Consider the following 25,896-nt stretch of genomic DNA (forward strand, 5'->3'; position numbering starts at 1 on the left):
TTATTCGCATCATAGCATAAACGGTGATATACTGTCGATAGTATAGCTTTACAGAAAATTGCTATGAAGTTGGGCATGTGATCAAATTCATAGCCAGTTCATTTTTAGGAGGTAAATATATAATGGCAATTACAAATGTAACTGACCAAAATTTTGATACTGAAACAGGCTCTGGTGTAGTACTAGCTGATTTTTGGGCACCTTGGTGCGGTCCTTGTAAAATGATTGCTCCTGTCCTTGAGGAGTTAGATTCAGAACTTGGAGAAAAGTTGAAAATCGTTAAGCTTGACGTCGACGATAATCAAGAAACAGCAGCTAAGTTTGGTGTGATGAGTATTCCTACATTATTGGTATTCAAAGATGGGGAAGTTGTAGACAAAGTGGTTGGCTTCCAGCCAAAAGAGGCTTTAGCTGAACGTTTAAACTCACACTTATAAAAATTAAGGCTTCCGGCAGACCATGTCGGAAGCTTTTTTATCGCTTTCGTTTAATGAGTGCATCTTGTCTTTAGCTACAAATAAAAAATCGGTACTTGGAGTTTCTAGCTTTTGGTGAGTTCACTTTGGATTTTTGCCTTGTAAGTTGACCTTGCCTCGAGAATAGACGGGAAGCTTCATCCCGCTGGAACAAAACGAACGATAATTACTGCGCAGGTACGCCCTGCGCTTTTCTTGCAAGCACTTCATTGCTAGTTATGTTATATTTATCTCAAGAATTGCAAAGTTGGGATGAGATTTATGATGAACGACAATTTAAAAAACAAATTAGCTTTTCTTCCAGACCAGCCGGGATGTTATCTTATGAAGGATCGGCAAGGAACAATTATCTATGTTGGGAAAGCGAAGGTTCTCAAAAATAGGGTGCGATCTTATTTTACTGGCTCCCATAATGGAAAAACGCAAGTGCTCGTTAATGAAATTGAGGATTTTGAATATATCGTAACCTCATCTAATATGGAAGCACTTTTGCTTGAACTAAACTTAATTAAAAAACATGATCCGAAATATAATGTGATGTTAAAGGATGATAAAACATACCCTTTCATTAAACTTACAGCAGAGCGCCACCCCCGCTTAATTACAACGAGAAAGGTTAAAAGGGACAAAGGGAAGTATTTTGGCCCTTACCCCAATGTCGGGGCTGCAAATGAAACGAAGAAATTACTCGATCGTATTTATCCTCTTCGCAAATGTGCGACTCTCCCTGATCGTGTTTGTTTATACTATCATTTAGGTCAGTGCCTAGCACCATGTATCAATGAGGTGCCGGAAACGACATACCGTGAAATGGTTGAAGAAATCACGAGGTTTTTAAATGGTGGCTATCAAGAAATCAAAAAAGAATTAACGGAAAAAATGCTAAAGGCTTCTGAAGAGCTTGATTTTGAACGAGCAAAGGAATTTCGTGATCAAATTGCGCATATTGAGTCGACAATGGAAAAACAAAAAATGACGTCAACTGATTTTACTGATCGAGATGTATTCGGTTATGCAGTAGATAAGGGCTGGATGTGCGTCCAAGTTTTCTTTGTCAGACAGGGGAAGCTGATTGAACGGGATGTTTCACTGTTCCCTTTTTATAATGAACCAGAAGAGGAATTTCTAACCTATCTGGGCCGTTTCTATGATGAGGCAAGCCATTTTAAACCGAAAGAAATTCTTTTGCCAGAAAAGGTCGATGAGGAACTCGCGGAAAAACTTTTAAACGTAAAGATAACAAAGCCAAAACGCGGTCAAAAAAAGAACCTCGTCAAGCTTGCTGAAAAGAATGCAACAATTGCGTTAAAGGAAAAATTCTCTCTTGTGGAACGGGATGAACAGCGCACGATTAAAGCTGTTGAACAATTAGGAAACGAACTGGGCATTTCGATTCCACGGCGTATTGAAGCTTTTGATAATTCAAATATACAAGGGACAGATCCAGTCTCAGCACTTGTTGTTTTTATTGACGGAAAGCCGGCAAAACGGGAGTATCGCAAATATAAAATCAAATCAGTCAAAGGTCCCGATGATTATGAATCAATGAGGGAAGTGGTTAGACGGCGGTATTCGAGAGTATTAAAGGAACATTTGCCGCTACCAGATTTAATTATAATTGATGGTGGAAAAGGACATGTAGAAGCAGTTCGGGATGTGCTTGAAAATGAACTGGGATTAGATATTCCTCTATCGGGTTTAGTAAAGGATGACAAGCACCGGACGTCACAGCTTTTATATGGCAACCCTCTTGAAATCATTCCTTTGGCAAGGAACAGTCAAGAGTTTTATCTTCTGCAAAGAATTCAGGATGAGGTACATCGATTTGCGATTACCTTCCATCGTCAATTACGTGGAAAAACCGCTTTCCAATCCATTTTGGACGGCATACCAGGAATTGGAGAGAAGAGAAAAAAGCAGTTATTGAAGTATTTTGGATCTGTGAAAAAAATGAAAGAAGCACCGGTTGAACAGTTCAGAGAACTGGGAATTCCAGCGAATATAGCAGAGAACCTATATAAAAAACTACAGGAATGACGTTGTTTTCATAAAATAGCTGTGCTATAATTAGGACAATTTTATATCGCTATCACTTGTTAATTGCTGATCTCTAAAATTTTTTTGTAAATGTCCAAAATCGACATTTACATCTAAGAGGTAGTTCAGTAATACAAATTTATTTGTACGGTACTTTTCAAATTTTTTAGAAGTGATCTAAAAGCAAGGAAAGGCCGAATTAATAAAGTGAAGGTAGAGGTGCGGACACGAAGAGTAAGGGCTTGGAGAAAGATGAGTTTCGAAGAAAAGTCTTGAAAGGGGTGGGCCGCCGAAGTGAAGAAAGGCTCATTCCTTTTTTTGCTGGTTCTGTGACTGAATAGGTGCAGAATTGTCAAGACTTGTTTGTCTTGGAGAGCTATCTTACTTTGCGAAGACGTAATACCTTGTTTTTTTACGTTGTTACAGCGCAGCAGTGAGATAATATCTCACTGCTTTTTTATTGCCTGTTCAACTATGATGGACATACTGGGAAGAAAGAAGGGAACGGCATGGGATTAATTGTACAAAAGTTTGGGGGAACCTCTGTAGGAAATTCAGAAAGAATTCTCAATGTGGCAGAAAGAGTCATTGAGGAAAAGAATCGTGGCAATGATGTTGTCGTAGTAGTCTCTGCTATGGGCAAAACAACAGATCAGCTTGTGTCGCTTGCAGGGGAAGTTACATCTAGTCCAAGCAAAAGGGAAATGGATATGCTTTTAACAACCGGGGAACAAATTACAATTTCGCTGTTAGCGATGGCATTACAACATAAAGGCTATGATGCGATCTCATTTACCGGCTGGCAAGCGGGGATTGAAACAGAACCGGTATTTGGGAATGCTCGTGTTCTAAATATTGAAAGCACCCGCTTACAAGCTGAACTTGCAAAAGGAAAAGTTGTCATTGTCGCTGGCTTTCAAGGGGCTACGGCCGATGGAGAGATAGCTACATTAGGGCGTGGAGGGTCTGATACGACAGCGGTTGCGCTTGCGGCAGCATTAAAAGCGGATAAATGTGATATTTATACGGATGTTACAGGGGTTTTTACGACTGATCCTCGCTATGTAAAAGGAGCTCGAAAATTACTCTCGATCTCCTATGATGAGATGCTAGAGCTTGCTAATTTAGGTGCTGGAGTTTTGCATCCGAGAGCGGTTGAGTTTGCTAAAAATTATCATGTTCCTTTAGAAGTACGCTCCAGTATGGAAAGGGAATCAGGAACAATCATCGAGGAGGAAGGAAAAATGGAGCAAAATTTAGTAGTACGGGGGATTGCCTTTGAAGATAAAATTACAAAGGTTACCGTATTAGGTTTATCCAATACATTATCAAGCTTATCAACGATTTTTACGACATTGGCGAATAATCACCTTAATGTTGATATAATTATCCAAAGTACAACGAACAAAAATACAACAGATTTATCATTTTCTATCCATTCAGAGGATCTAAAGGATACGCTGCAGGTTTTAGCGGACAATAAGGAAAGTCTAAAATATGAGAATGTGCAATTCGAATCAGATCTAGCAAAAGTATCAATTGTTGGTTCAGGTATGGTTTCAAATCCAGGTGTTGCTGCGAAAATGTTTGAAGTGCTGGCAAATGAGTCTATTGAAGTAAAGATGGTCAGTACATCTGAAATAAAGGTTTCAACTGTTGTAGAAGAGGGAAATATGATCCGTGCTGTAGATTCATTACATCAAGCTTTTGAATTAGCAGGTACAACAGTGAAATCATAAAAGAAAAAAGCCAAAAAGCATGCTAGTGCTTTTTGGCTCCATTTATGAACAACTGGTTATCGATTAATAGAGGTATGCTATTCGATCGTATCTTTATTGTCCCACTTTATCGTGAACACAACTTTTTTGGCTCGTCTCTTTGGATGTTCATATGCTTCAGCAACGACATTTTTTTGAGCTTCAACCTGTTGAGCTAAAAATCCTGCTTCCAGTTGAAAGGTAGAGATTTCTTTTTTTCGAAGTCTTTCGGAGATTAAAGGGCTTGTCAATTCTACTAGAAGCTCATTTTTTGACTCTTCTTTAATGGTTAAGTATCCCCATCCAGCTTTTTCGAAGAAATCGACTGTTTCATCGAAACTATTTAGTGGGAATTTACGCGCCAAATCTTTACCGGCCCAATAAAGAATGGCGGAAGTTTCTTTTCCGAGAAGACTTGGTATTAAAATTTCTCGAATCAGTTCATACCCAAATGCTGGAACATTTTTGGGTTCTGATGGATGTGTATTTTCAGAAGTAATCATTTCAGTCAATGCTCTCCCCTCTTTCTATGATTCTATTATATACATTTTTGACTGTTTTACGCACGAAATATAAAAAAACAATCGTCAGTATATTAGCAAATTTTGTTATTCTAATATATCGAAAAAAAGTGACACAAATGCGGGGATATTTTGTTTATATAGTCGAAAGATTTTGTTTTTATAGGGTATTTTGTGTATACGTTTTCTTGACGGTCTTAGAGGGAGAGAGTAAAATGGACTTGTCACATAATTGTAAAAAATTATTCGACATTTTTTCAATTTAGCTGATACATATTCTCTTTAAGGGGAATAGGGAGAAGTGACCGCTAGAGCTTTCAAAATTTAAAGGGGGTAAATTTATGGCGGGTAATCGAGAGTATTTTTATCGCAGATTGCATTCATTGCTAGGGGTTATTCCAGTTGGACTGTTTCTTATCCAACATCTTGTAGTGAATCATTTTGCTACAAAGGGAGCAGATTCCTTCAATAAAGCAGCACACTTTATGGAATCATTGCCATTCCGTTATGTTCTTGAAATTTTTGTTATTTTCCTACCGTTATTGTTCCATGCTATCTATGGCATTTATATTGCTTTTACAGCAAAAAATAATGCGAGTAGATATAATTTTTTCCGGAATTGGATGTTTGTTCTTCAACGTTTTACCGGAATTGTCACGTTAATCTTTGTTGTGTGGCATGTTTGGGAAACAAGAATAGCGGCTGCTTTTGGAGCTGAAGTCAACTTCAATATGATGGAGAATATTTTATCGAATCCATTTATGCTGTGGTTCTACATAATTGGGGTAGTTTCAACTATTTTTCACTTTGCCAATGGACTATGGTCTTTTGCTGTAAGTTGGGGGATTACAGTGACACCGAGATCACAACTTATTTCAACATATGTCACAATCGGTATCTTCATTGCCCTTTCAATCGTAGGAATTCGCGCAATATTCGCATTCGTTTCATAGATTAGTAGACATGTAGCAAGAGGAAATAAAGGAGTGAAAACGCATGGGTAAAGGTAAGATTATTGTAGTCGGCGGAGGACTTGCCGGCTTAATGGCAACAGTTAAAGCAGCAGAAAATGGAACACCTGTGGAGTTATTTTCATTGGTGCCGGTAAAACGTTCTCACTCTGTTTGTGCCCAAGGCGGTATTAATGGAGCTGTAAATACAAAAGGTGAAGGGGATTCTCCTTGGATTCACTTTGATGATACGATTTATGGCGGTGACTTTTTAGCAAATCAGGCGCCAGTAAAAGCAATGTGTGAGGCAGCACCTGGCATTATTCATTTATTTGATCGTATGGGGGTTATGTTTAATCGTACATCTGAAGGTTTGCTTGATTTCCGTCGCTTCGGTGGGACACAGCATCACCGTACAGCATTTGCTGGGGCAACGACAGGACAACAGCTACTTTATGCATTGGATGAACAAGTTCGTCGCCATGAGGTTGCCGGTTTAGTAAATAAGTTTGAAGGCTGGGAATTTTTAGGGACGATTATCGATGATGAAGGAATTTGTCGTGGAATCGTTGCTCAAAACCTCACTTCAATGGAAATTAAATCCTTCCCCGCAGATGCAGTGATTTTGGCAACAGGTGGTCCCGGAATTATTTTCGGTAAGTCGACTAATTCAGTCATTAATACAGGCTCTGCTGCGGCCATTGCTTATCAGCAGGGAGTATATTATGCAAACGGTGAATTCATTCAGATCCACCCTACTGCAATTCCGGGAGATGATAAGCTTCGCCTGATGAGTGAGTCTGCTCGTGGTGAAGGTGGCCGAGTTTGGACATACAAAGATGGAAAGCCATGGTATTTCTTAGAGGAGAAGTATCCTGCTTATGGAAACCTTGTTCCGCGTGATATCGCAACCCGTGAAATTTTCGATGTTTGCGTGAATCAGAAATTAGGAATTAATGGCGAGAATATGGTATACCTCGATCTTTCTCATAAAGATCCTAAGGAGCTTGATATTAAGCTCGGTGGAATTATTGAGATTTATGAGAAATTTACCGGTGAGGACCCTCGTAAATTACCAATGAAAATCTTCCCTGCCGTTCATTATTCTATGGGTGGTTTATGGGTTGATTATGACCAAATGACGAATATTCCTGGATTATTCGCTGCTGGTGAGTGTGATTATTCACAGCATGGAGCGAATCGTTTAGGGGCTAATTCTTTGCTGTCTGCTATTTATGGTGGAATGGTAGCTGGTCCAAATGCAGTGAAGTATATTAACGGACTTGAAAAGAGTGCTGATTCTCTTTCTTCTTCACTATTTGAAGGCTATGTCCAACAAGAAGAAGAAAAATGGAATCAAATTATGTCCATGAACGGAACAGAAAATGCATATGTTCTCCATAAAGAGCTTGGCGAATGGATGACAGATAATGTAACGGTTGTTCGCTACAATGATAAACTGTTAAAAACAGACGAGAAGATTCAAGAGCTGTTAGAGCGTTTTGAAAATATTAATATTAATGACACGGCAAAATGGAGTAATCAGGGAGCGACTTTTACTCGTCAACTTCAAAATATGCTCCAACTTGCTCGTGTGATTACACTCGGTGCTTATAACCGCAACGAAAGTCGTGGAGCTCATTACAAGCCGGAATTTCCGGAGAGAAATGATGAGGATTTCTTAAAAACAACAATGGCAAAATTTGTTGATGCGAAAACTGCGCCTGAGTTTCACTATGAAGAAGTTGATACTTCCCTTATCGCACCTCGTAAGCGCGATTACTCTAAGAAAAAGGAGGAGAAATAAGAGATGGCAGAAAACAGCACCGTCCATTTCATAATCTCTAGACAGGATTCTCCTGATTCTGAACCATATCAGGAAGAATTTCATGTACCGTACCGTCCCAACATGAACGTGATTTCTGCACTGATGGAAATCAGACGTAATCCTGTAAATGCGGAAGGAAAAGAAACTTCTCCGATAACTTGGGATATGAACTGTCTAGAAGAGGTTTGTGGAGCATGTTCAATGATTATCAACGGGAAGCCTCGACAATCTTGTTCCGCAATCGTTGATCAACTGGAACAGCCGATAAGGCTTGAACCAATGCGTACTTTCCCGGTAGTCCGTGATTTACAAGTAGATAGAAGTAGAATGTTTGACTCCTTGAAAAAAGTGAAGGCTTGGATTCCAATCGATGGGACATACGACTTGGGACCAGGACCGCGTATGCCTGAGGTAAAGCGCCAATGGGCATATGAACTATCAAAATGTATGACGTGCGGAGTTTGTCTCGAAGCATGTCCGAATGTAAACAGCAAATCAAATTTCATTGGTCCTGCACCACTTTCACAAGTGCGCCTATTTAATGCTCACCCAACTGGTGAAATGAATAAAGCAGAACGTTTAAATGCCATTATGGAAGATGGCGGTCTTACAAACTGTGGGAATTCTCAAAACTGTGTTCAGTCCTGCCCTAAAGGAATTCCACTTACAACATCCATTGCTGCATTAAACAGGGATACTACATTGCAATCATTTAAGAACTTCTTCGGTAGCGACCAAGTATAATTTGAAAAAAGGGTGTTCCATATGTTTGGAATACTCTTTTTTGCGTTATTCATTGCGAATTTCTCATCGATAGTACTGTAAAGTGCACTGTCCAAAAATAAAGAGCTCCGAGCTTAAATATTTTCAAAATTTCGATCATGCAGTATAATGAATGAATAGTCATTCATTTCTTGACGGAAGGAAAGATAAGATGAGTAGAATAAGCTATATTGAAGATTTGGCAACTTGGGAACATCGCTTCGATTTTTATTATCCAGTGAAAGTGCGATTTTCTGAAACTGATATGTTTGGACATTTGAACAATACTGTGCCTTTTACATATTATGAAGAAGCAAGAATTGAATATTTTAAAAGCAAGGGCATGATGACAGATTGGCTTGATGGAAAACGTGAGGCGATCATTGTTGTCGCCGATCTGCAATGTGATTTCCTCAAACAAGTGTACTTTGATGAACAGCTACGGATATATGTTAGGGCTCATAGTGTTGGAACTTCTTCAGTTGATATTCACTATATGGGAAAAAGAGAAAATGAAGAGATTTGTTTTGTTGGAAGAGGAACGATTGTTCAAGTCTCTAAGAAAACGGGTAAAAGTATTCCTTGGTCAAGTGAAGTGAAGGCAGCAATGTTGGAGGGCGAATTGATTCAATAACTCCGCATCCGCACATTTTTTTTAAATATAAAACTCCTTTAAAGGATTGTTGTCACTCAGATAGTTCCCTTCACATATGATATGGTGACTAAATATATACCCATCCCGCTGTTCATAGCTGGCGAAGGCAAGGAGGGTTACAATACTTGAAGGAGAATGAATATACTCACAAGCCATTACTCACCAAACGTGAAAGAGAAGTATTCGAGCTATTAGTACAAGATAAAACAACGAAAGAAATCGCTAGTGAACTGTTTATCAGCGAAAAAACGGTTCGGAATCATATTTCGAATGCCATGCAAAAACTCGGTGTTAAGGGGCGTTCACAAGCAGTTGTAGAACTCCTTCGAATGGGAGAGCTAGAACTTTAAATGCAAACCGGCTATCCATTTTTGGAAGCCGGTTTACTCGTAAAATCGCTTCAGTCAAAAATCGATTTCAACAACGGTTTTGGTTTAGTGAAAATTGTTTTGTTCGACATACTTCGACATTCTCGCTGCGAATTTTGCTTGAAATTTATGTGAAAAAAGTAGAAAATAAAAGAAAAAGCATGTTTGAACGGGTTTAATCAATCATTACACATTTGATTTTAAATATGGAAATAAAACTTGTGTAGTATTTTAAAAGTAGGGAGTTGTGGAATGATGGAGCGTGAGGAAATACAAGAGAACAACGGCTTAGATATTGTTGCGGAAATTGAAAAAGACTTGCGATACATAGCTGGAATTATTAAGCAAAAAGGTAGAGAGATATTGAGTAACTATACGATTACTCCTCCTCAATTTGTCGCATTGCAATGGCTCTTTGAGGAAGGAGACATGACAATCGGGGAGTTATCGAATAAAATGTATTTAGCATTCAGCACGACAACAGATTTGGTTGATCGGATGGAAAAAAATGAGCTTGTCAAGCGTGTGAAAGATCCGAATGATCGAAGAGTTGTGCGAATACACCTTTTGGAGGAAGGTGAACGAATTATTGATGAAGTAATCAAAAAACGTCAAGCGTACCTTCAAGAGGTATTGCGAAATTTTTCTGCGGAAGAGGTTATTGCGCTTAAAGATAATTTAATGCGATTACATCAAGATATGCGAGAATGAGGCGAGTTATTTGGAACAACCAATTGGAGTTATTGATTCTGGTATTGGCGGATTAACAGTTGCGAAAGAAATTATGCGCCAATTACCGTATGAAAAAATTCTTTATTTGGGCGATACAGCCCGCTGTCCATATGGTCCACGGACGGGCGAAGAAGTGAAGAAATTTACATGGCAGCTGACCAATTTTTTATTGGGGAAGAATATAAAAATGCTTGTCATTGCTTGTAATACAGCAACGGCTGTTGCTTTGGAAGAAATTAGACAGACATTGCCAATTCCTGTGCTTGGTGTTATTTATCCAGGAGCAATTTCTGCATTAAAGGTGACAGAGAATTATAAAATTGGCGTCATTGGCACAGAGGGAACGATAAAGAGTAGAGCATACGAAACAGCCTTAAAGTCTATCAACGGATCTGTTTCAGTCAGCGGATTAGCCTGCCCCAAATTTGTTCCATTAGTAGAAAGTGGAGAATACGATGGGCCTGTTGCCAGACGGGTAGTGGCAGAAACCCTTGCTCCGTTAAAGAATCAAGGGCTGGATACTCTTATTCTCGGCTGCACTCATTATCCTTTACTAGAACCGATTATTAAATCGATGATGGGCGAAAGTGTAAAAGTAATAAGCTCAGGTGAAGAAACTGCACGAGAGGTGAGCAGTATTCTTTATTATAAAGGTCTTTTAACAACTAATAGCGCCGTTCCTGCTCATGAGTATTACACGACCGGATCAAGCAGCATTTTTTCTAAAATAGCATGCCAATGGTTAGGGAAAAGCATCCTTCATGTGCAAACAATCAAAATTGAAAGCAAGACTGAAAGCCTCCTGTAAGGGGGCTTTTTTTTATGTCAGGAAATTTATGGCTCATGTTTGCTTTGACTCAAAGAAAAAAATTTTCTTCGAGTCAAAGCTATTTTTTGGTTATAGCTAAAAAATGTGAGGGACTAAGATTTCTCACGAAATGAGCTAATATCAATAGAATCATAAAACACATAAATATTAAAAGGAGAACACATGTAAAAGATCTTTGACATCCTGTTTCGTCTTATTTTATAATATGGGTGTAAAATATGTTTTACATTCACTTTGATTTGAAGGTGCTGTTCATATGAAAAATAGAATAAAAGAATGCCGGGAAAAGAAAGGCATTTCCCAAGGGAAGTTAGCTGATTTATGTAATGTGAGTAGGCAAACAATTAATGCGATTGAAAATAACAAATATGACCCAAGTTTACAATTAGCTTTTAAGCTTGCGAAAACTTTGGAGATGACAGTTGATCATTTATTTTGTGATGAGGGGGAAATTTAATGAAGACACGAAAAATAGGTGCTGTAGTAATTGGTACAGCTATTCTAATTGTAATAGGCTACACAATTTTTAATATTATTACGGGAAAAGCAGTTGGCTTCCAAGAAGTTATCGTAATTGGCACGTTATTAATGATGTTTTTATCGACAATCACATGGGGAAATAAAGAAGAGAAAGACGGAATACTAATCGAGGAGGAACTTGGTCAACGAATTACAGAAAAAAGCTCAAAAATCAGCTATTTCATTCTATTATTCTTAATTCTGATTGCTGTGGCAGCTGACGAAATAGTAAATGGTACAATCAATGTCTTTCTGTTAGCAATATTAGGTTTAGCGATGATTCTACTACCTTTAGTCGAATTCTTTGTCGCTAAAAAGTTTCAGTAAATAAAGATGAATGATGAATGATGAATGCTTTGAGTTGTCTTGATAGTCATTTTCATATTATGAATAGGTGAAAATGTTGCTCAATTTTCTTAACCTATCTGAAAATTTTCGATAGGAAAGAAATTGAGTACGATTACAGGCTTTTGGTAGAATCCAGTATTAAAACTTGTTTTGTGGGTCCGTTTAGGCCGAGATTGGTAAGAGGGGCTTTAAATCTTAATGCAAATCATTCATTGAGACTGGAAGTGTTGATTGAAAAAATAACAGTAGACTTGGCAATGATTCAGAATGATTTTCGATTGTCCAATTTTTTTGTTGCGAAACGGTCTAATTTAAAATTAAGCTCGTATATATGTTAGTACAAACTGTCTTTGGAGGGATATGCATGTCCATTAATAAAAGAACAATTGTACTAACATCAATGATTACTTTATCTGTTCTCTTGTCTGGCTGTGGCTTGCTGGAGGGGAAGGAAAAGGAGAAAATCGATCCGCCACAAACGGTTACATACACGGATGATGGCCAGGTAATAGAGGGAACGGAAGGAGAGGAAAATACAGAAGAGGCAAGTGAAGGTAGTGTGAAGACGGAACTGTATTTATTCGATAAGAACGGCTATGTAGTACCACAGACTTTTTCATTACCGAAAACGGAGTCGGTTGCGAAGCAAGCTCTTGAGTATTTAGTTGAAGGAGGGCCAGTTACGGATATGCTTCCGAATGGCTTTACAGCTGTACTGCCTGCTGAAACGGAGGTAAGCGTCGATATTACAGACAATACTGCAGTTGTAGACTTTTCTAATGAATTTAAAAATTATAAACCTGAGGATGAATTGAAGATTTTAGAGGCGGTTACATGGACTGTAACCCAGTTTGACTCAGTGGAGAATGTTAAATTGAAATTAAATGGCCATGAACTAACTGAAATGCCGGTTGCAGGAACTCCGATTGGAAAAACGGTTAGCAGGGCAAATGGGATTAATCTTGATACGACAGACGTTGTTGATATTACCAATACGAAAGCAGCCACTGTATACTATGTTTCAGGCGAAGAAGGTTCTTATTATTACGTGCCAGTTACACGCCGAGTTGAGGAAAACAATGTAGAAGGTGTTGTTGCTGAACTGGTTAAAGGGCCGAGCTACTCATCGACATTAATCAATGACTTCTCACCTGATGTCGAATTGCTTGAGGAGCCGAAAATTGAAGAAGGGAAAGTGACATTGAACTTCAATGAATCTATTTATGGGAGCTTTGAGGAAAAAATTATTTCTGAACATGTTTTAAACATGCTTGTCTTATCCTTAACAGAGCAGGACGGAATTGAAAGTGTGGAAGTAATGGTTGATGGAGAAGCCGAGCTTGTAAAGGAAAATGGAGAAAAGCTTGTAGAACCTGTGACAAGACCTGAAAAAGTAAATACAATTAGTTTTTAAAAACTCTTTTTTGATATACTATAAATAGGACAGCAGAAGAAGGTGGCTTGATTCATAGCCACCTCTTCTTTATTGTTCCTTTCATTATGGTGCTTTTTTGAGGGGAACAATTGGGAAAAGGAGGAAAATGAGTATGCGAGCAGATGAAAGACAACCGTACCAGATGCGCCCTATTGAGATTGATACAAATTATTTGATGCATCCTGAAGGCTCTGTACTAATTACTGTGGGAAAGACAAAAGTAATTTGCACAGCCAGTATTGAAGAAAAAGTACCGCCTTTTATGAGAGGTCAAGGGAAAGGGTGGATTACTGCTGAATACTCCATGCTGCCGCGTGCTACAGGACAGCGTAATATAAGAGAAGCAGCGAAAGGAAAGATAACTGGACGAACAATGGAAATTCAACGTCTGATCGGAAGAGCGCTAAGGGCAGTCGTCGATTTGGATGCTCTCGGCGAAAGAACGATTTGGATTGATTGCGATGTTATTCAAGCTGATGGAGGGACTAGAACGGCTTCTATCACGGGTGCTTTCGTTGCGATGACTGAAGCGGTACATAAGCTCTATCTTGAAAAAAAGCTCTCTAAATACCCGATCAAGGATTTCTTAGCAGCGACGAGCGTTGGCATTCTTGAAGATGGTAATGTTGTTTTAGATTTAAATTATATAGAAGATTCTAATGCGAATGTGGATATGAATGTTGTGATGACGGGGAATGGTGAGTTTGTTGAAGTTCAAGGTACTGGAGAAGAATCCACCTTTTCCTACGGGCAATTACAGCAATTGTTAAAGGCTGCCCAAGAGGGAATAAGCGCAATATTTGAGCACCAAAGGGAAGCAATTGGCGAAGAAGCCACTGCAAAAATCGAGGAGAATGGAACAAAATGAAAACGATTATTATAGCTACAAAAAATCGTGGTAAAGCACTGGAATTTGTAATAATGTTTCAGCCTCTCGGTTATGAGGTAAAAACATTATTAGATTTTGATGAAATCGAAGATATTGAGGAAACGGGCCAAACCTTTGAGGAAAATGCCATAATAAAAGCAAAAGCAGTCGCTGAAAGAACTGGCCAGGTTGTTATTGCTGATGATTCTGGGCTGGTCGTAGATGCGCTTAATGGAGCGCCGGGTATTTACTCTGCACGCTATGCCGGTTTGGCAAAAGATGATGAAGCGAATATTGATAAAGTACTTGAGCAATTAAAAGAAGTCCCGGATGAGGAAAGGACAGCGAGGTTTTATTGCGCTTTAGCGGTTGCTGAACCAGATGGAAAGACATTTACAGTAAATGGCACTTGTGAAGGCGTGATTTTGAGAACTAGAAGAGGAGTCAATGGCTTCGGCTATGATCCAATATTTTTTGTCAATGAATTAGGAAAAGCGATGGCAGAGCTTGAACCAAGCGAAAAAAATCAAATCAGCCATCGGGCCAATGCGTTGAAAAAATTAGAAGAAATCATCCAATCAGGGAAATTTAATGCATGATATAGAAGGTGCGGGAATATGGCAAAAGTGTTAATCGTTAGTGACAGCCACGGTCAGCGAAAAGAGTTGACTGAATTGAAAGCTAGACATGAAAAAGACATCGACTTAATGATTCACTGTGGGGATTCTGAGCTCTCAAAGCAGGATAAGGAGCTTCAAGGTTTTCATGTAGTAAGGGGAAATTGCGATTTTGGCAATGACTTTGAAAAGGAGATAATAAAAGATCTTGATGGGTTTCGTCTTTTCGTTGCACACGGTCATTTGTTTTCTGTGAAGTCATCGCTCATACAGCTCCAATATCGTGCTGAAGAAGTAAATGCGGATATTGTTTGTTTTGGTCATTCCCATCTACTAGGAGCGGAAATGGTGCGAAATAAGTTATTTATTAATCCTGGCAGTCTCCGGCTTCCGAGGGGAAGAAGAGAGAGAACTTATGTGATGCTGAACATTCAAGGTACAACAGTCGACCTTCATGTGTATGACTATGATTCAGGAGAAATGACGGACTTGCATCAAAGATTTTTGTTAGAGCGCTAGCGGTTTTTTTAGTATTTACGATTATAATTGTAATTGTAATATCGCTAATAAATCTTAAATTTCGCCGATATAACAAAATTATCGCTAATATATTATTAAATGCTCCGTGCTTGCGACCTAAATATGAAAAGTAAGAGCTATATAACCTATGGGGGAGAGCATTTCCCCCCTTTCCGTCAAAAAGAAAACGTAAAAAACTTAATTTTCCTGTTGACTTTTAATTATTAGCACAATATAATAAAAAATGTCCTTGCAGAAAGAAGCCGCACTTTTCGTAGTATGGCGAACGAAATATTTTTTGAGTGCACAAATTAAATAATGATTATATGATTTGTCCCAGTAGCTCAGCTGGATAGAGCAACGGCCTTCTAAGCCGTCGGTCGGGAGTTCGAATCTCTCCTGGGACGCCATTTACACACACCAATTTTGTACATATTCGTTAAGTTGCATCTCATGTGACTTAACGTTTTTTTATTTTCAGCCTTTGTTAAGCAATGTTGATAAAATGAGCCAAAAACAATACCGATAAATATCAAAAACTAATGATATAACTTTTTTCAATTTCATTAAACTTCAGCAATTATTTAAGCGCTTTCTTTCATGTTAGATTTTCTTACATAAAATCCATCTTTCTTCTATTATACTTACATCAAAAAAATAAGCCTTTTTCTAAGTGGAAAAAATCAATTTGAATTATCAAAAAAATATAAAAATTTTCTCAGACAGGAATATCGTCACATCAATAATGTAAGCGTATCCAATTAGACAGATAAATATAAATAATCGCACAATTCGCAAAAATACTGTTGACGAAGGCGGAAAATGCGAGTAAGATAGTCCTCAAATAAATATTCACGGAGAAATGAACTAGCTAAAAAACATAGGTGCTGAAAATTTTTTGAATCTTAAGATATATCTTTTTTTAACATTAAATTTCAGTCGTTTAAAGCGGTTTTATATTAAAGCGAAGAGGTGGTTTCGTGTCAGAGCAATGGATTTTTTTAAATGATCAATATGTCACGAAAGAAAATGCCAAGGTATCTGTTTATGACCATGGTTTCCTCTATGGGGATGGGGTATTCGAAGGAATTCGAGTATATAGTGGCAATATTTTTAGGATGAAAGAGCATATGAAGCGCTTGTACAACTCTGCAAAATCGATTCTGCTTACGATTCCTTATACGGAAGATGAGTTAACAGAAATCATTGCGAATACGGTTGAAAAGAACAATGTTGAAGATGCTTATATAAGAGTCGTCGTTTCTAGGGGAGTCGGCGATCTTGGGTTGGACCCTTATAAGTGTGCAAAAGCAAGTGTTATCGTCATTGTGGAGCCATTATCCATTTTTCCAAAGGAACTCTATGAAACAGGGCTTGAAATTATTACCGTGGCAACAAGAAGAAATCGTCCTGATGTATTAAGTCCAAAGGTAAAATCACTTAATTATTTGAACAATGTATTAGTTAGAATAGAAGCTCATTTAGCGAATGTGAGTGAAGCGCTCATGTTAAATGATCAAGGCTATGTCGCAGAAGGATCGGCTGATAACGTCTTTATTTTCAAAGACGGCAGCTTTTTAACTCCTCCAGGTTATGTTGGTGCACTTGATGGAATTACTAGAAATGCTGTCATTGATATCGCAAAAGAACTTGGATACGAGGTTAAAGAAGAACCATTTACACGACACGATGTGTATACAGCAGATGAAGTTTTTCTTACTGGTACAGCTGCAGAAGTAATTGCGGTTGTGAAAGTGGATGGCAGAGTAATTGGTGATGGTGCTCCTGGAGTACACACAAACCGATTATTAGCGAAATTTAGAGAACGAGTTGTCATGGATGGTGTTAAGGTATATAGCGAAACGACACCACGTGTAAGTTAGGGATAAAAAAATTATATGGAAAAGCGACGAAGAGGATAAGTAGTTTTATGTTATGTGGATCGACAGAGAGCCGGAAATGCTGAGAACCGGTGGTCACAGCATAAAATGAACTCACCTCAGAGTGCTGTCTTGAAAGAGTTTCTAGTAGGGACAGTCGAGTGGCAACACTCGTTATCAAAACGGCTAGATAATAGCCATAAGTGCATGCCAGAGAGCATGAACAAGGGTGGTACCGTGGAAATGCTACAAAGCCTTTTCATCCCTTTTGCCTAGATTTAACTGGGCTTACGAGGGGTGGAAGGGTTTTTTATATTGTCAATTTTTTTAATGGATCAACTGCTTACGCAAATGGTCAGAAATAGACATTTGCACTTCTTGCAAAATTCAAAGCATGATTATCGGTTTTGCACGGCGCTTGCGATGCTATCCATCGTTTATGCAAGTCGCAATATTGCCTGCGAAAAGCGCCTTAATTTTTGAAAAAAATAGCTAAGGAAAGAGGAGGGCAAGGAATGTTACAGGAAACCGCCTTAACAAATACTAAGGCTGAGAACAAATCATTAAACGGATCGGAGCTTTTGCTGCAAGCGTTAGAAAAGGAAAAAGTAGAAGTCATTTTTGGATATCCAGGTGGTGCAGTACTGCCAATTTACGACAAAATCTATGATTCTAAAATTCTTCACGTATTACCCAGACATGAGCAAGGTGGTATCCATGCTGCCGAAGGGTATGCTCGAATTACGGGGAAGCCTGGTGTCGTCATTGTAACTTCTGGACCAGGCGCCACAAATATTGTTACTGGATTAACGGATGCTATGATCGATTCTCTACCACTTGTTGTCTTTACAGGTCAAGTTGCAACAGGTGTGATTGGGACGGATGCTTTTCAGGAAGCTGATATTTTAGGGATTACGACACCTATTACAAAATACAATTACCAAGTTCGAAATATTGAGGATATTCCCCATATCATAAAGGAAGCATTCTATATTGCTACCTCTGGTAGACCAGGACCCGTTCTAATTGATATTCCGAGGGACATTGCAACAGCGGTGACAGAAGTTCCGGAGGAGAGGGAAATCTATTTGCCAGGCTATCAGCCAACTTTAAAGCCGAATTATTTGCAAATCCGCAAACTGACAGAGGCAGTCAGTCGGGCGAAAAAACCGGTCATTTTAGCAGGTGCCGGAGTTCTCCATAGCAAGGCTTCTTGTCAATTAAAAGAATATGCGGAACAGCAAAATATTCCAGTTGTCCATACTCTTCTGGGGTTAGGAGGATTTCCTGCTGAACATGAACTTTCCTTAGGGATGGCCGGGATGCATGGCTGTTATACGGCTAATATGGCATTATACGAGTCAGATCTACTTATCAATATTGGAGCCAGATTCGATGATCGTTTGACAGGAAACTTAAAACATTTTGCTCCTAATGCCACAGTGGCGCATATTGATATTGACCCTGCTGAAATCGGCAAGAATGTTCCGACGGAAATTCCAGTTGTAGCAGATGCGAAAGAAGCTTTAATCGAGTTAATTGCTCAAGAAGGAAAGCCGCCTTCACATCATGAATGGCTAAAAACATTAGCAGGCTGGAAAATCGAATATCCTTATGTTTATGAAAATAACGCCAATACGCTTAAGCCTCAAAAAGTGTTAGAAATGCTCTATCAAAAAACCAATGGTGAAGCCATTGTCGTAACAGATGTCGGTCAGCATCAGATGTGGGCTGCGCAATACTATCGGTTCGGGAAGGCGAATCGCTGGGTTACTTCAGGCGGTTTAGGCACGATGGGATTTGGGTTGCCGGCTAGCATTGGTGCTGCACTTGCAGATAAAGATGCCACTGTGTTAGCGGTTCTTGGAGATGGTGGATTTCAAATGTGTACGCAAGAGCTCGCCGTTATTCGTGAACTGAATTTACCGATTAAAATCGTTATTCTCAATAATGTTGCTTTAGGTATGGTTCGACAATGGCAAGAACTATTTTACGAAGAGCGTTACTCCCATAGTAAAAATCCGGTGCAGCCTTCTTTTGTGAAACTAGCTGAAGCATACAACATTAAAGGGTATGTCATTGAATCGGAAGCGAAGGCAGAAGAAGTGTTGGCTGAAGTTCTTCAAAACCGTGAACCAGTGCTATTAGATTTCCGCATTGACGCTAATGAAAATGTCTACCCTATGATCGCCCCGGGAAAAGGAATAAATGAAATGGTAGGGGTGAAGCAAAAATGAAAAGAATCATTACGTTGACTGTAAATAATCGACCGGGGGTACTGAATCGAATCACCAATCTTTTTTCAAAAAGAAATTACAATATCGAAAGTATTACAGTTGGCCATTCAGAAATCGAAGATGTATCGAGAATAACTTGTGTCGTCAATGTTGAGAACGATCAAGTGATTGAACAAATTACGAAACAATTAAATAAGCAAATTGATGTTTTAAAAGTCACTGATATTAGTGAACAATCGATTGTTGCAAGAGAATTAGCATTAATCAAAGTGCTGTCAACCCCGAACACAAGAAGTGAAATGAATGCGTTAATAGAGCCATTCAGAGCATCAATTGTTGATGTTGGCAAAGACACTCTTGTCATTCAAATAACTGGAGAATCTGATAAAATCGAAGCTTTTATCGAACTGATGAAGCCATATGGAATTAAAGAACTCGCAAGAACAGGAGCGACAGCGTTCTTAAGAGGCACTCAACGTTCAAGCAATCAGGTGAAAAATATTTCTATCGTTTAAACTAAGCGAATCCGTAAATAAAACATAAATAAAATAATATTTATTTTCGAAAGGAAGAGGACAAATGGCAAAAATGTACTATAACGGAGATGCAAATCCAAATTATTTAGAAGGAAAAAAAGTAGCGGTTATTGGCTATGGTTCTCAAGGGCATGCCCACGCTTTAAATATGCGCGATAGCGGAGTAAATGTAATTGTTGGACTTCGAAAAGGGAAATCCTGGGATAAGGCCGCCGAAGACGGATTAGAAGTATATACAGTAGCGGAAGCAACTGCCCAAGCAGATGTCGTAATGATTCTTTTACCAGACGAATTGCAACCAAAAGTATACAAAGAAGAAATTGAACCAAACTTAACGAATCAGGCACTAATGTTTGCCCATGGGTTTAACGTTCATTTTCATCAAATCGTACCACCGCAATCCTGTGATGTCCTTTTAGTAGCTCCAAAAGGCCCGGGACATTTAGTAAGAAGGACATATGAAGAGGATGCAGGTGTTCCAGCATTGTTCGCTATCTATCAGGATGTGACAGGAGAGGCAAAAGAGCTAGCTCTTGCCTATGCGAGAGCAATTGGTGCATTAAGAGCCGGAGCGCTGGAAACGACGTTTAAAGAAGAAACGGAAACAGATTTATTTGGAGAGCAAGCAGTGCTCTGTGGAGGAACAACAGCGTTGGTAAAAGCCGGTTTTGAAACACTTGTAGAAGCAGGCTACCAGCCGGAGTTAGCTTACTTTGAAACGCTTCATGAATTAAAGCTTATTGTTGACCTCATGTATGAAGGCGGTTTGGCAGGAATGCGTTATTCCATCTCAGACACAGCTCAATGGGGTGATTTTGTCACAGGTCCAAGGATCGTAACAGATGAAGTGAAGAAAGAAATGAAGGCAGTGTTAAAGGATATTCAAGACGGTCAGTTTGCGAAAGGATGGATTCTTGAGAATCAAGCGAATCGTCCAGTATTCAATGCAATTAATGCTAGTGAGAAAGAGCATCTCATTGAAAAAGTCGGAGAAGAACTTCGTGCTATGATGCCATTTGTTAATAAGAATCGTAAAAAAGAAGTGGTGACGAAATAACATTTTTCACATCATAAGGAAAGGATGGAGGGGTAATGATGAAAAAACGGATCGCAGTACTACCGGGAGATGGGATTGGAAAAGAGGTTACGAGAGGTGCCGTAGAAATACTCCGTGCCGTTGGAGAGAGATTTGGACATCAGTTCTCCTACTCTTATGGACAAATTGGTGGTGGTTCTGTAGATGAGTTAGGGACACCATTACCAGATGAAACGATTGAGCTTTGCAAAGGAAGCGATGCAGTCCTGTTGGGAGCAGTTGGGGGTCCGAAATGGGATCGATTACCTGTCCATCTTCGTCCAGAAAAAGGGTTATTAAAGATTCGTAAAGAGTTAGGATTGTATGCGAATTTACGGCCGACACTCTATTATTCTAGCCTTGCTGATTCATCACCATTAAAAAGAGAAGTGATTGAAGAAGTCGATTTGCTGATGGTTCGGGAGTTAACGGGTGGTTTGTATTTTGGCAAACCTAGTGAACGAATGAAGCAGGATGGTCGTGACGTAGTCGTTGATACGCTATTTTATCAAAAATCAGAGATGACAAGGGTGATCAAGCTTGCTTTTGAGTTAGCGAAGAACCGTAAAGGTCGTGTTACATCTGTAGATAAGGCCAATGTATTGGAGTCAAGCAGACTTTGGAGAGAAGTTGCTGAAGAGGTAGCTAAAGATTATCCTGAGGTAATAGTTGAACATATGCTAGTCGATAATGCAGCAATGCAGATGGTTCGTAATCCAAAACAATTCGATGTTGTCGTAACGGAAAATATGTTTGGCGATATATTGAGTGATGAAGCATCTGTTTTGACTGGCTCGCTGGGAATGCTGCCATCGGCGAGTATTTCTGAAAGTGGCCCATATTTATATGAACCAATTCATGGCTCTGCACCTGATATTGAAGGGCAAAATATTGCCAATCCACTTGCTACTATATTATCCGTTGCCATGATGCTTCGTCTATCCTTCGGTCTCGAGGAAGAGGCAAAAGCAGTTGAAGCTGCCGTAAATGAAGTGTTAAAAAGTGGTTTCCGAACTAAAGATATCGTGTCAGTAGGAACAAAGCTTGTGACAACGACAAAAATGGTCGAAGAGGTCAAGGCGACCATTCTCGATAATGAAACGATTCAAAGCATTATGGGCTGCTACGTATAAGTGCCATGGTTAATGAGTAGGTCTTTTTATATTTTACCTAGTATGACACGAACACGACCTATACGGTCGTGTTTATCTATAAAGCTCTAATTTAGAAATATTTTTGTAGGAGGGATAAGATGGGGAAATCGATTGTTGATAAGATTTGGGAACGCCATATAGTTCATAAGGAAGCGGGAAAACCGGATTTGCTTTACATTGATTTACATCTTGTGCACGAAGTAACATCTCCACAGGCCTTTTCTGGCTTAAGGATGAAAAATCGCAAAGTGCGTAGACCGGATAAAACATTTGCGACAATGGATCATAATGTTCCAACGATTAATCGCCAACAAATAGATGATCAAGTAGCCTTAAATCAAATGACTACATTGGAGAAAAATTGTCGTGAATTTGGGATTGAACTGGCTGGGATTAACAGTCCAGAGCAAGGGATTGTTCATGTCATCGGTCCAGAATTAGGTTTGACTCAGCCGGGGAAAACAATCGTATGCGGAGACAGCCATACTTCTACTCATGGCGCGTTTGGAGCGCTAGCCTTTGGAATTGGAACCAGTGAAGTGGAGCATGTATTGGCTACGCAGACGCTATGGCAATCAAAGCCAAAAACAATGAAGCTTGAGATTAATGGTGCTTTAGCAAATGGCGTCACGGCCAAGGATGTCATTTTATATGTTCTAGCAAACTATGGGATTAAGTTTGGGACAGGATATGTAATTGAATATTGTGGGGATGTCATTAAGAACTTGTCGATGGAAGAACGGATGACGATCTGCAATATGTCGATTGAAGGTGGAGCAAGAGCTGGCTTGGTGAGCCCGGATGAGACGACTTTCTCCTATTTAAGAGGAAGAAAGCATGTGCCAAAGGGAGAGATTTTTGATCAGTATGTTGAGAACTGGAAAGCCCTTGCTTCAGATGAGGACGCCGAATATGATAAAGTCATTGAAATTGATGGTAGTGATATTGCTCCGATGGTAAGCTGGGGAACAAATCCTTCGATGACAGCTAAAGTAGATGGTTCAATTCCAACCGAAGCTGAGTGTACTACTGAATTGGAAAAAGAATCGCTGGCAAGAGCGTTAGCTTATATGGGGTTAAAGGAAGGTCAAAAAATTCAGGATATCAGAATCCAACACGTGTTCATCGGTTCTTGCACAAATTCACGGATTGAAGATATTCGGGCTGCGGCAGAAATTGTAAAAGGAAAGCGAGTTCATCCGGGGGTTCGTGCTTTAGTGGTTCCAGGCTCTCAATTTGTGAAGAGGACAGCTGAAGAGGAAGGATTGAACCGGATTTTTGAAGAGGCAGGATTCGAATGGCGCGATGCAGGCTGCAGCATGTGTTTAAGCATGAATGCAGATGTTGTGCCAAGTGGTGAGCATTGTGCATCAACCTCAAATCGAAATTTTGAAGGACGGCAAGGTGCCGGTGCCAGAACGCATTTAGTCAGCCCGCAAATGGCAGCAGCAGCAGCGTTAAATGGCCATTTTGTCGACATTCGTAATCTTAACAAAGTAGAAGCGCTATAAGGAGGGTGAGAGAATGACTGGATTTCAAGAGCTTGGGGGAAAAGCCGTAGTGCTTGATCGTGCCAATGTGGATACTGATCAGATTATTCCGAAGCAATTTTTAAAACGAATTGAGAAAACAGGCTTTGGGAAGTTTCTATTTTATGATTGGAGATATAAGGCGGAAGGAGTTCCAAATGAAGAGTTTGTATTGAACAAGCCGGAGAATCAAGGAGCGACGATTTTAATTGCAAATGAAAACTTTGGCTGTGGCTCTTCGAGGGAGCATGCTCCGTGGGCATTGCTTGACTATGGATTTAAAGCCGTGATTGCACCATCTTTCGCAGATATTTTTAAGCAAAACTGTTTAAAAAATGGCATCCTGCCAATTGTGCTGCAGGAAGAGGAAGTGAAGCTTCTGATTGCAAAAGGCAAGGAAAAGGCCGTGATTCTTCACATTGATTTAGTTGAACAAAAAGTGACAGATCATGAAGGCTTTAAAGCAACCTTTCCTATTTCAGACTATTGGAAAACGATGCTCGTTAATGGTTGGGATGAGATTGAAATTACCCTCCAGCTAGACGCTAAAATCTCAGCATATGAACAAGCGAACAATTTATAGATTTATAAGGTATTAAACTACGGGCAAGCACACTGTAAAAATAATGGATTTTGACTCCGAGAACAACTAAGTTAGACTTTGTCACTTTGTTTAGCATTTGAAACGAATCAAGTGTATAAATCGATGTTTAATAAAAAAACTTTTTTATGATGTTCAAGAAGGGTTTTAGTATGGTTTACGAAGATACGGAACTAAATCGAGAAATAAAATATTGAGTGTGTTTAGAGAATGAGCAGTTAAAATGCTCGTTCTTTTTTATGTTTTCAGATATCGTAAAAATTTAATCAATTTTGAATGATTGTGATAAATTCTTTTAACTTATATGTTTTATATGTCGATAAATTCTATATGAAACAAAAAAATGAAACCTACTAACAATCTTTGCTGGAGAGAAATGATTTATGCTCAACGTTGGAAAATTGCATTAGCCATTAGAAAAAGGAAGAATGTTTTCGTAAACTTTGTTATCTATGTGTAAGATTAAAAAAAAAAATTTTAATAATATAATAATGGTAAAAAGTAGTCATAGCGTTCTATAAATTTTGCTAGTAAGAGCCAAGTGAGTCTATGTCAGAGTGAAAGAAATAACTTAACAGGAGGTTATGGCATGAAAAAGGGTTTGATTCTATATGAGGATTTTGGTGGAGAAAGATTAAATGACAAATTAGAGTGGCGTTGTGAGCCAAAAAAATGGGAAATCAGCTCATCTAAACTTGTGTTAGAAACGGATGAAAGAACGGATTATTGGCAACGAACACATTATGGCTTTCAGGCAGACAATGGACATTTCCTCTATGCAAAAACAATAAAGAATTTTAGAATGACAACAAAAGTTGAAGCTTCCCCAAGTTCAAGGTATGACCAAGCGGGACTTATGATACGATTATCGGAAGATACATGGGTGAAAACGTCTTTAGAGTATATACCAGATGGTTTAAGTAAGTTAGGAGCAGTAGTTACAAATAGAGGATACTCTGATTGGTCGACACAATATGTGGATTGTAATAATGTTCAAATTTACTATAGAATATCTAAAATTGAACAAAACTGCTATGTTGATTTTTCATGGGATGGCGAGGTTTGGAATCAAATAAGAATTGCCCATTTACATATTTCCAAGAATGCAACGATTCAAGCGGGAGTATACGCATGTAGTCCTCAAGGAAAAGAACAAGTCGTTCGTTTTGATTATCTTACCATCGAAGAACTTGGTAATGATCCGAAAGAAGCTTATTTATAAGATTACATCAATGATTAAAACGTTAGCGAATTCAGGCTCATAGAATTTTAAAGAATTATTGTGGGAGTAAGAAATGGTTGGGCACACACAACTTTAATTGCCTGTCAGTTGTATTGAGGTCTGACTAATCCTTATTTACTTGATCGTACTTGAGATACGATTAATAAATGATGTAATGTATCAACATCATAGATAGACTAAAAAATTTATTTAGCAATCGTAATGGAGCACCCCACAATATCGAAGCTTAGACTATGTCTATGCTTTCGGTTTGTGGGATTTTTTATTTGAAAGGATAGGCTAGTCATGTATTATGATTAGCCGTTGCTCTTTATTCAACGGGCTGCATGCCGTACATTTTCGGTACAGTATTGCGTAGTAAATAAGGAAAAAATGTTCATTTGTTTTGATTCTAGCTTGCACTCCTGCAGGGTTTCTTTA

25 protein-coding genes, 1 tRNA gene, 1 riboswitch and 1 other annotated feature are annotated in these 25,896 nt (G+C 39.0%); of the genes, 25 read left to right on the forward strand and 1 reads right to left on the reverse strand.

Features of this window, described 5'->3' with window-relative positions:
• Positions 1-122 precede the first annotated feature (122 nt).
• From trxA to NST02_RS08505, 3 genes are all read left to right on the forward strand, one after another.
• A complete protein-coding gene (gene trxA / locus NST02_RS08495; RefSeq protein ID WP_095307719.1) occupies positions 123-437 on the forward strand; it encodes a thioredoxin in 315 nt (104 codons plus the stop codon).
• 303 nt (positions 438-740) lie between these two features.
• On the forward strand, positions 741-2,513 hold the full coding sequence (gene uvrC, locus NST02_RS08500) for an excinuclease ABC subunit UvrC (protein WP_095307764.1): 1,773 nt from the start codon (positions 741-743) through the stop codon (positions 2,511-2,513).
• Between the two features lie 206 nt (positions 2,514-2,719).
• Positions 2,720-2,900: riboswitch (Lysine riboswitch) on the forward strand.
• A 122-nt stretch (positions 2,901-3,022) separates the two neighbouring features.
• Positions 3,023-4,252, forward strand: a complete 1,230-nt coding sequence (locus tag NST02_RS08505) for an aspartate kinase (protein ID WP_095307712.1) — start codon at positions 3,023-3,025, stop codon at positions 4,250-4,252.
• A gap of 77 nt (positions 4,253-4,329) precedes the next feature.
• Here NST02_RS08505 and NST02_RS08510 read toward each other — a convergent pair whose 3' ends face one another.
• On the reverse strand, positions 4,330-4,773 hold the full coding sequence (locus NST02_RS08510) for a YslB family protein (protein ID WP_095307762.1): 444 nt from the start codon (positions 4,771-4,773) through the stop codon (positions 4,330-4,332).
• A 359-nt stretch (positions 4,774-5,132) separates the two neighbouring features.
• On the opposite strand from NST02_RS08510, the gene NST02_RS08515 reads away from it, so the two are divergent.
• The 22 genes from NST02_RS08515 (at position 5,133) to NST02_RS08620 (ending at position 25,455) form a co-directional block, all read left to right on the forward strand.
• Positions 5,133-5,744, forward strand: a complete 612-nt coding sequence (locus NST02_RS08515) for a succinate dehydrogenase cytochrome b558 subunit (protein ID WP_095307704.1) — start codon at positions 5,133-5,135, stop codon at positions 5,742-5,744.
• A gap of 43 nt (positions 5,745-5,787) precedes the next feature.
• Complete coding sequence (gene sdhA, locus NST02_RS08520; RefSeq protein ID WP_095307697.1) at positions 5,788-7,548, forward strand: succinate dehydrogenase flavoprotein subunit; 1,761 nt, start codon at positions 5,788-5,790, stop codon at positions 7,546-7,548.
• A 3-nt stretch (positions 7,549-7,551) separates the two neighbouring features.
• On the forward strand, positions 7,552-8,313 hold the full coding sequence (gene sdhB / locus NST02_RS08525; protein WP_095307689.1) for a succinate dehydrogenase iron-sulfur subunit: 762 nt from the start codon (positions 7,552-7,554) through the stop codon (positions 8,311-8,313).
• A gap of 190 nt (positions 8,314-8,503) precedes the next feature.
• Positions 8,504-8,965 (forward strand): acyl-CoA thioesterase, encoded by a 462-nt coding sequence (locus NST02_RS08530; protein ID WP_095307683.1) that lies wholly within the window; start codon positions 8,504-8,506, stop codon positions 8,963-8,965.
• A 146-nt stretch (positions 8,966-9,111) separates the two neighbouring features.
• Entirely contained in the window at positions 9,112-9,336 is a 225-nt protein-coding gene (gene gerE / locus NST02_RS08535; RefSeq protein WP_019154738.1) for a spore germination transcription factor GerE, read from the forward strand.
• 273 nt (positions 9,337-9,609) lie between these two features.
• On the forward strand, positions 9,610-10,065 hold the full coding sequence (locus NST02_RS08540; RefSeq protein WP_095307760.1) for a MarR family winged helix-turn-helix transcriptional regulator: 456 nt from the start codon (positions 9,610-9,612) through the stop codon (positions 10,063-10,065).
• Positions 10,066-10,075: 10 nt separating this feature from the next.
• Positions 10,076-10,894, forward strand: a complete 819-nt coding sequence (gene racE, locus NST02_RS08545) for a glutamate racemase (RefSeq protein ID WP_095307674.1) — start codon at positions 10,076-10,078, stop codon at positions 10,892-10,894.
• Positions 10,895-11,171: 277 nt separating this feature from the next.
• Complete coding sequence (locus NST02_RS08550) at positions 11,172-11,372, forward strand: helix-turn-helix transcriptional regulator (RefSeq protein ID WP_095307666.1); 201 nt, start codon at positions 11,172-11,174, stop codon at positions 11,370-11,372.
• Entirely contained in the window at positions 11,372-11,761 is a 390-nt protein-coding gene (locus NST02_RS08555) for a hypothetical protein (RefSeq protein WP_095307663.1), read from the forward strand. The genes NST02_RS08550 and NST02_RS08555 overlap by 1 nt, the downstream gene beginning before the upstream one ends.
• A 385-nt stretch (positions 11,762-12,146) precedes the next feature.
• Positions 12,147-13,196: a GerMN domain-containing protein gene (locus NST02_RS08560; protein ID WP_095307660.1), complete on the forward strand. Its 1,050-nt coding sequence runs from the start codon at positions 12,147-12,149 to the stop codon at positions 13,194-13,196.
• 133 nt (positions 13,197-13,329) lie between these two features.
• Complete coding sequence (gene rph / locus NST02_RS08565) at positions 13,330-14,085, forward strand: ribonuclease PH (protein ID WP_095307658.1); 756 nt, start codon at positions 13,330-13,332, stop codon at positions 14,083-14,085.
• On the forward strand, positions 14,082-14,684 hold the full coding sequence (locus NST02_RS08570) for an XTP/dITP diphosphatase (protein WP_340948718.1): 603 nt from the start codon (positions 14,082-14,084) through the stop codon (positions 14,682-14,684). The genes rph and NST02_RS08570 overlap by 4 nt, the downstream gene beginning before the upstream one ends.
• A gap of 18 nt (positions 14,685-14,702) precedes the next feature.
• Complete coding sequence (locus tag NST02_RS08575) at positions 14,703-15,221, forward strand: metallophosphoesterase family protein (RefSeq protein ID WP_095307656.1); 519 nt, start codon at positions 14,703-14,705, stop codon at positions 15,219-15,221.
• 333 nt (positions 15,222-15,554) lie between these two features.
• Positions 15,555-15,631 (forward strand) — tRNA-Arg (locus NST02_RS08580).
• Positions 15,632-16,201: 570 nt separating this feature from the next.
• The gene (ilvE, locus tag NST02_RS08585) at positions 16,202-17,104 is read left to right on the forward strand and encodes a branched-chain-amino-acid transaminase (RefSeq protein ID WP_095307655.1); all 903 of its coding nucleotides are present in this window, start codon (positions 16,202-16,204) and stop codon (positions 17,102-17,104) included.
• A gap of 17 nt (positions 17,105-17,121) precedes the next feature.
• Positions 17,122-17,371: a binding site (T-box leader), on the forward strand.
• A 245-nt stretch (positions 17,372-17,616) separates the two neighbouring features.
• The gene (gene ilvB, locus NST02_RS08590; protein ID WP_095307652.1) at positions 17,617-19,338 is read left to right on the forward strand and encodes an acetolactate synthase large subunit; all 1,722 of its coding nucleotides are present in this window, start codon (positions 17,617-17,619) and stop codon (positions 19,336-19,338) included.
• Positions 19,335-19,853, forward strand: coding sequence for an acetolactate synthase small subunit (ilvN, locus tag NST02_RS08595; protein WP_095307651.1), 519 nt, complete (start codon positions 19,335-19,337; stop codon positions 19,851-19,853). The genes ilvB and ilvN overlap by 4 nt, the downstream gene beginning before the upstream one ends.
• Before the next feature lie 64 nt (positions 19,854-19,917).
• On the forward strand, positions 19,918-20,931 hold the full coding sequence (ilvC, locus tag NST02_RS08600) for a ketol-acid reductoisomerase (protein ID WP_095307648.1): 1,014 nt from the start codon (positions 19,918-19,920) through the stop codon (positions 20,929-20,931).
• A 38-nt stretch (positions 20,932-20,969) separates the two neighbouring features.
• Positions 20,970-22,082, forward strand: a complete 1,113-nt coding sequence (gene leuB, locus NST02_RS08605) for a 3-isopropylmalate dehydrogenase (RefSeq protein ID WP_095307642.1) — start codon at positions 20,970-20,972, stop codon at positions 22,080-22,082.
• A gap of 119 nt (positions 22,083-22,201) precedes the next feature.
• Positions 22,202-23,614 (forward strand): 3-isopropylmalate dehydratase large subunit, encoded by a 1,413-nt coding sequence (leuC, locus tag NST02_RS08610; protein WP_137743952.1) that lies wholly within the window; start codon positions 22,202-22,204, stop codon positions 23,612-23,614.
• Positions 23,615-23,627: 13 nt separating this feature from the next.
• Positions 23,628-24,215, forward strand: coding sequence for a 3-isopropylmalate dehydratase small subunit (gene leuD, locus NST02_RS08615; RefSeq protein ID WP_095307637.1), 588 nt, complete (start codon positions 23,628-23,630; stop codon positions 24,213-24,215).
• Between the two features lie 607 nt (positions 24,216-24,822).
• The gene (locus NST02_RS08620) at positions 24,823-25,455 is read left to right on the forward strand and encodes a DUF1349 domain-containing protein (protein WP_095307636.1); all 633 of its coding nucleotides are present in this window, start codon (positions 24,823-24,825) and stop codon (positions 25,453-25,455) included.
• The last annotated feature ends 441 nt before the right edge of the window (positions 25,456-25,896 follow it).

It is taken from the genome of Robertmurraya sp. FSL W8-0741, assembly GCF_038004005.1.
Lineage (GTDB): Bacteria > Bacillota > Bacilli > Bacillales > Cytobacillaceae > Robertmurraya > Robertmurraya siralis.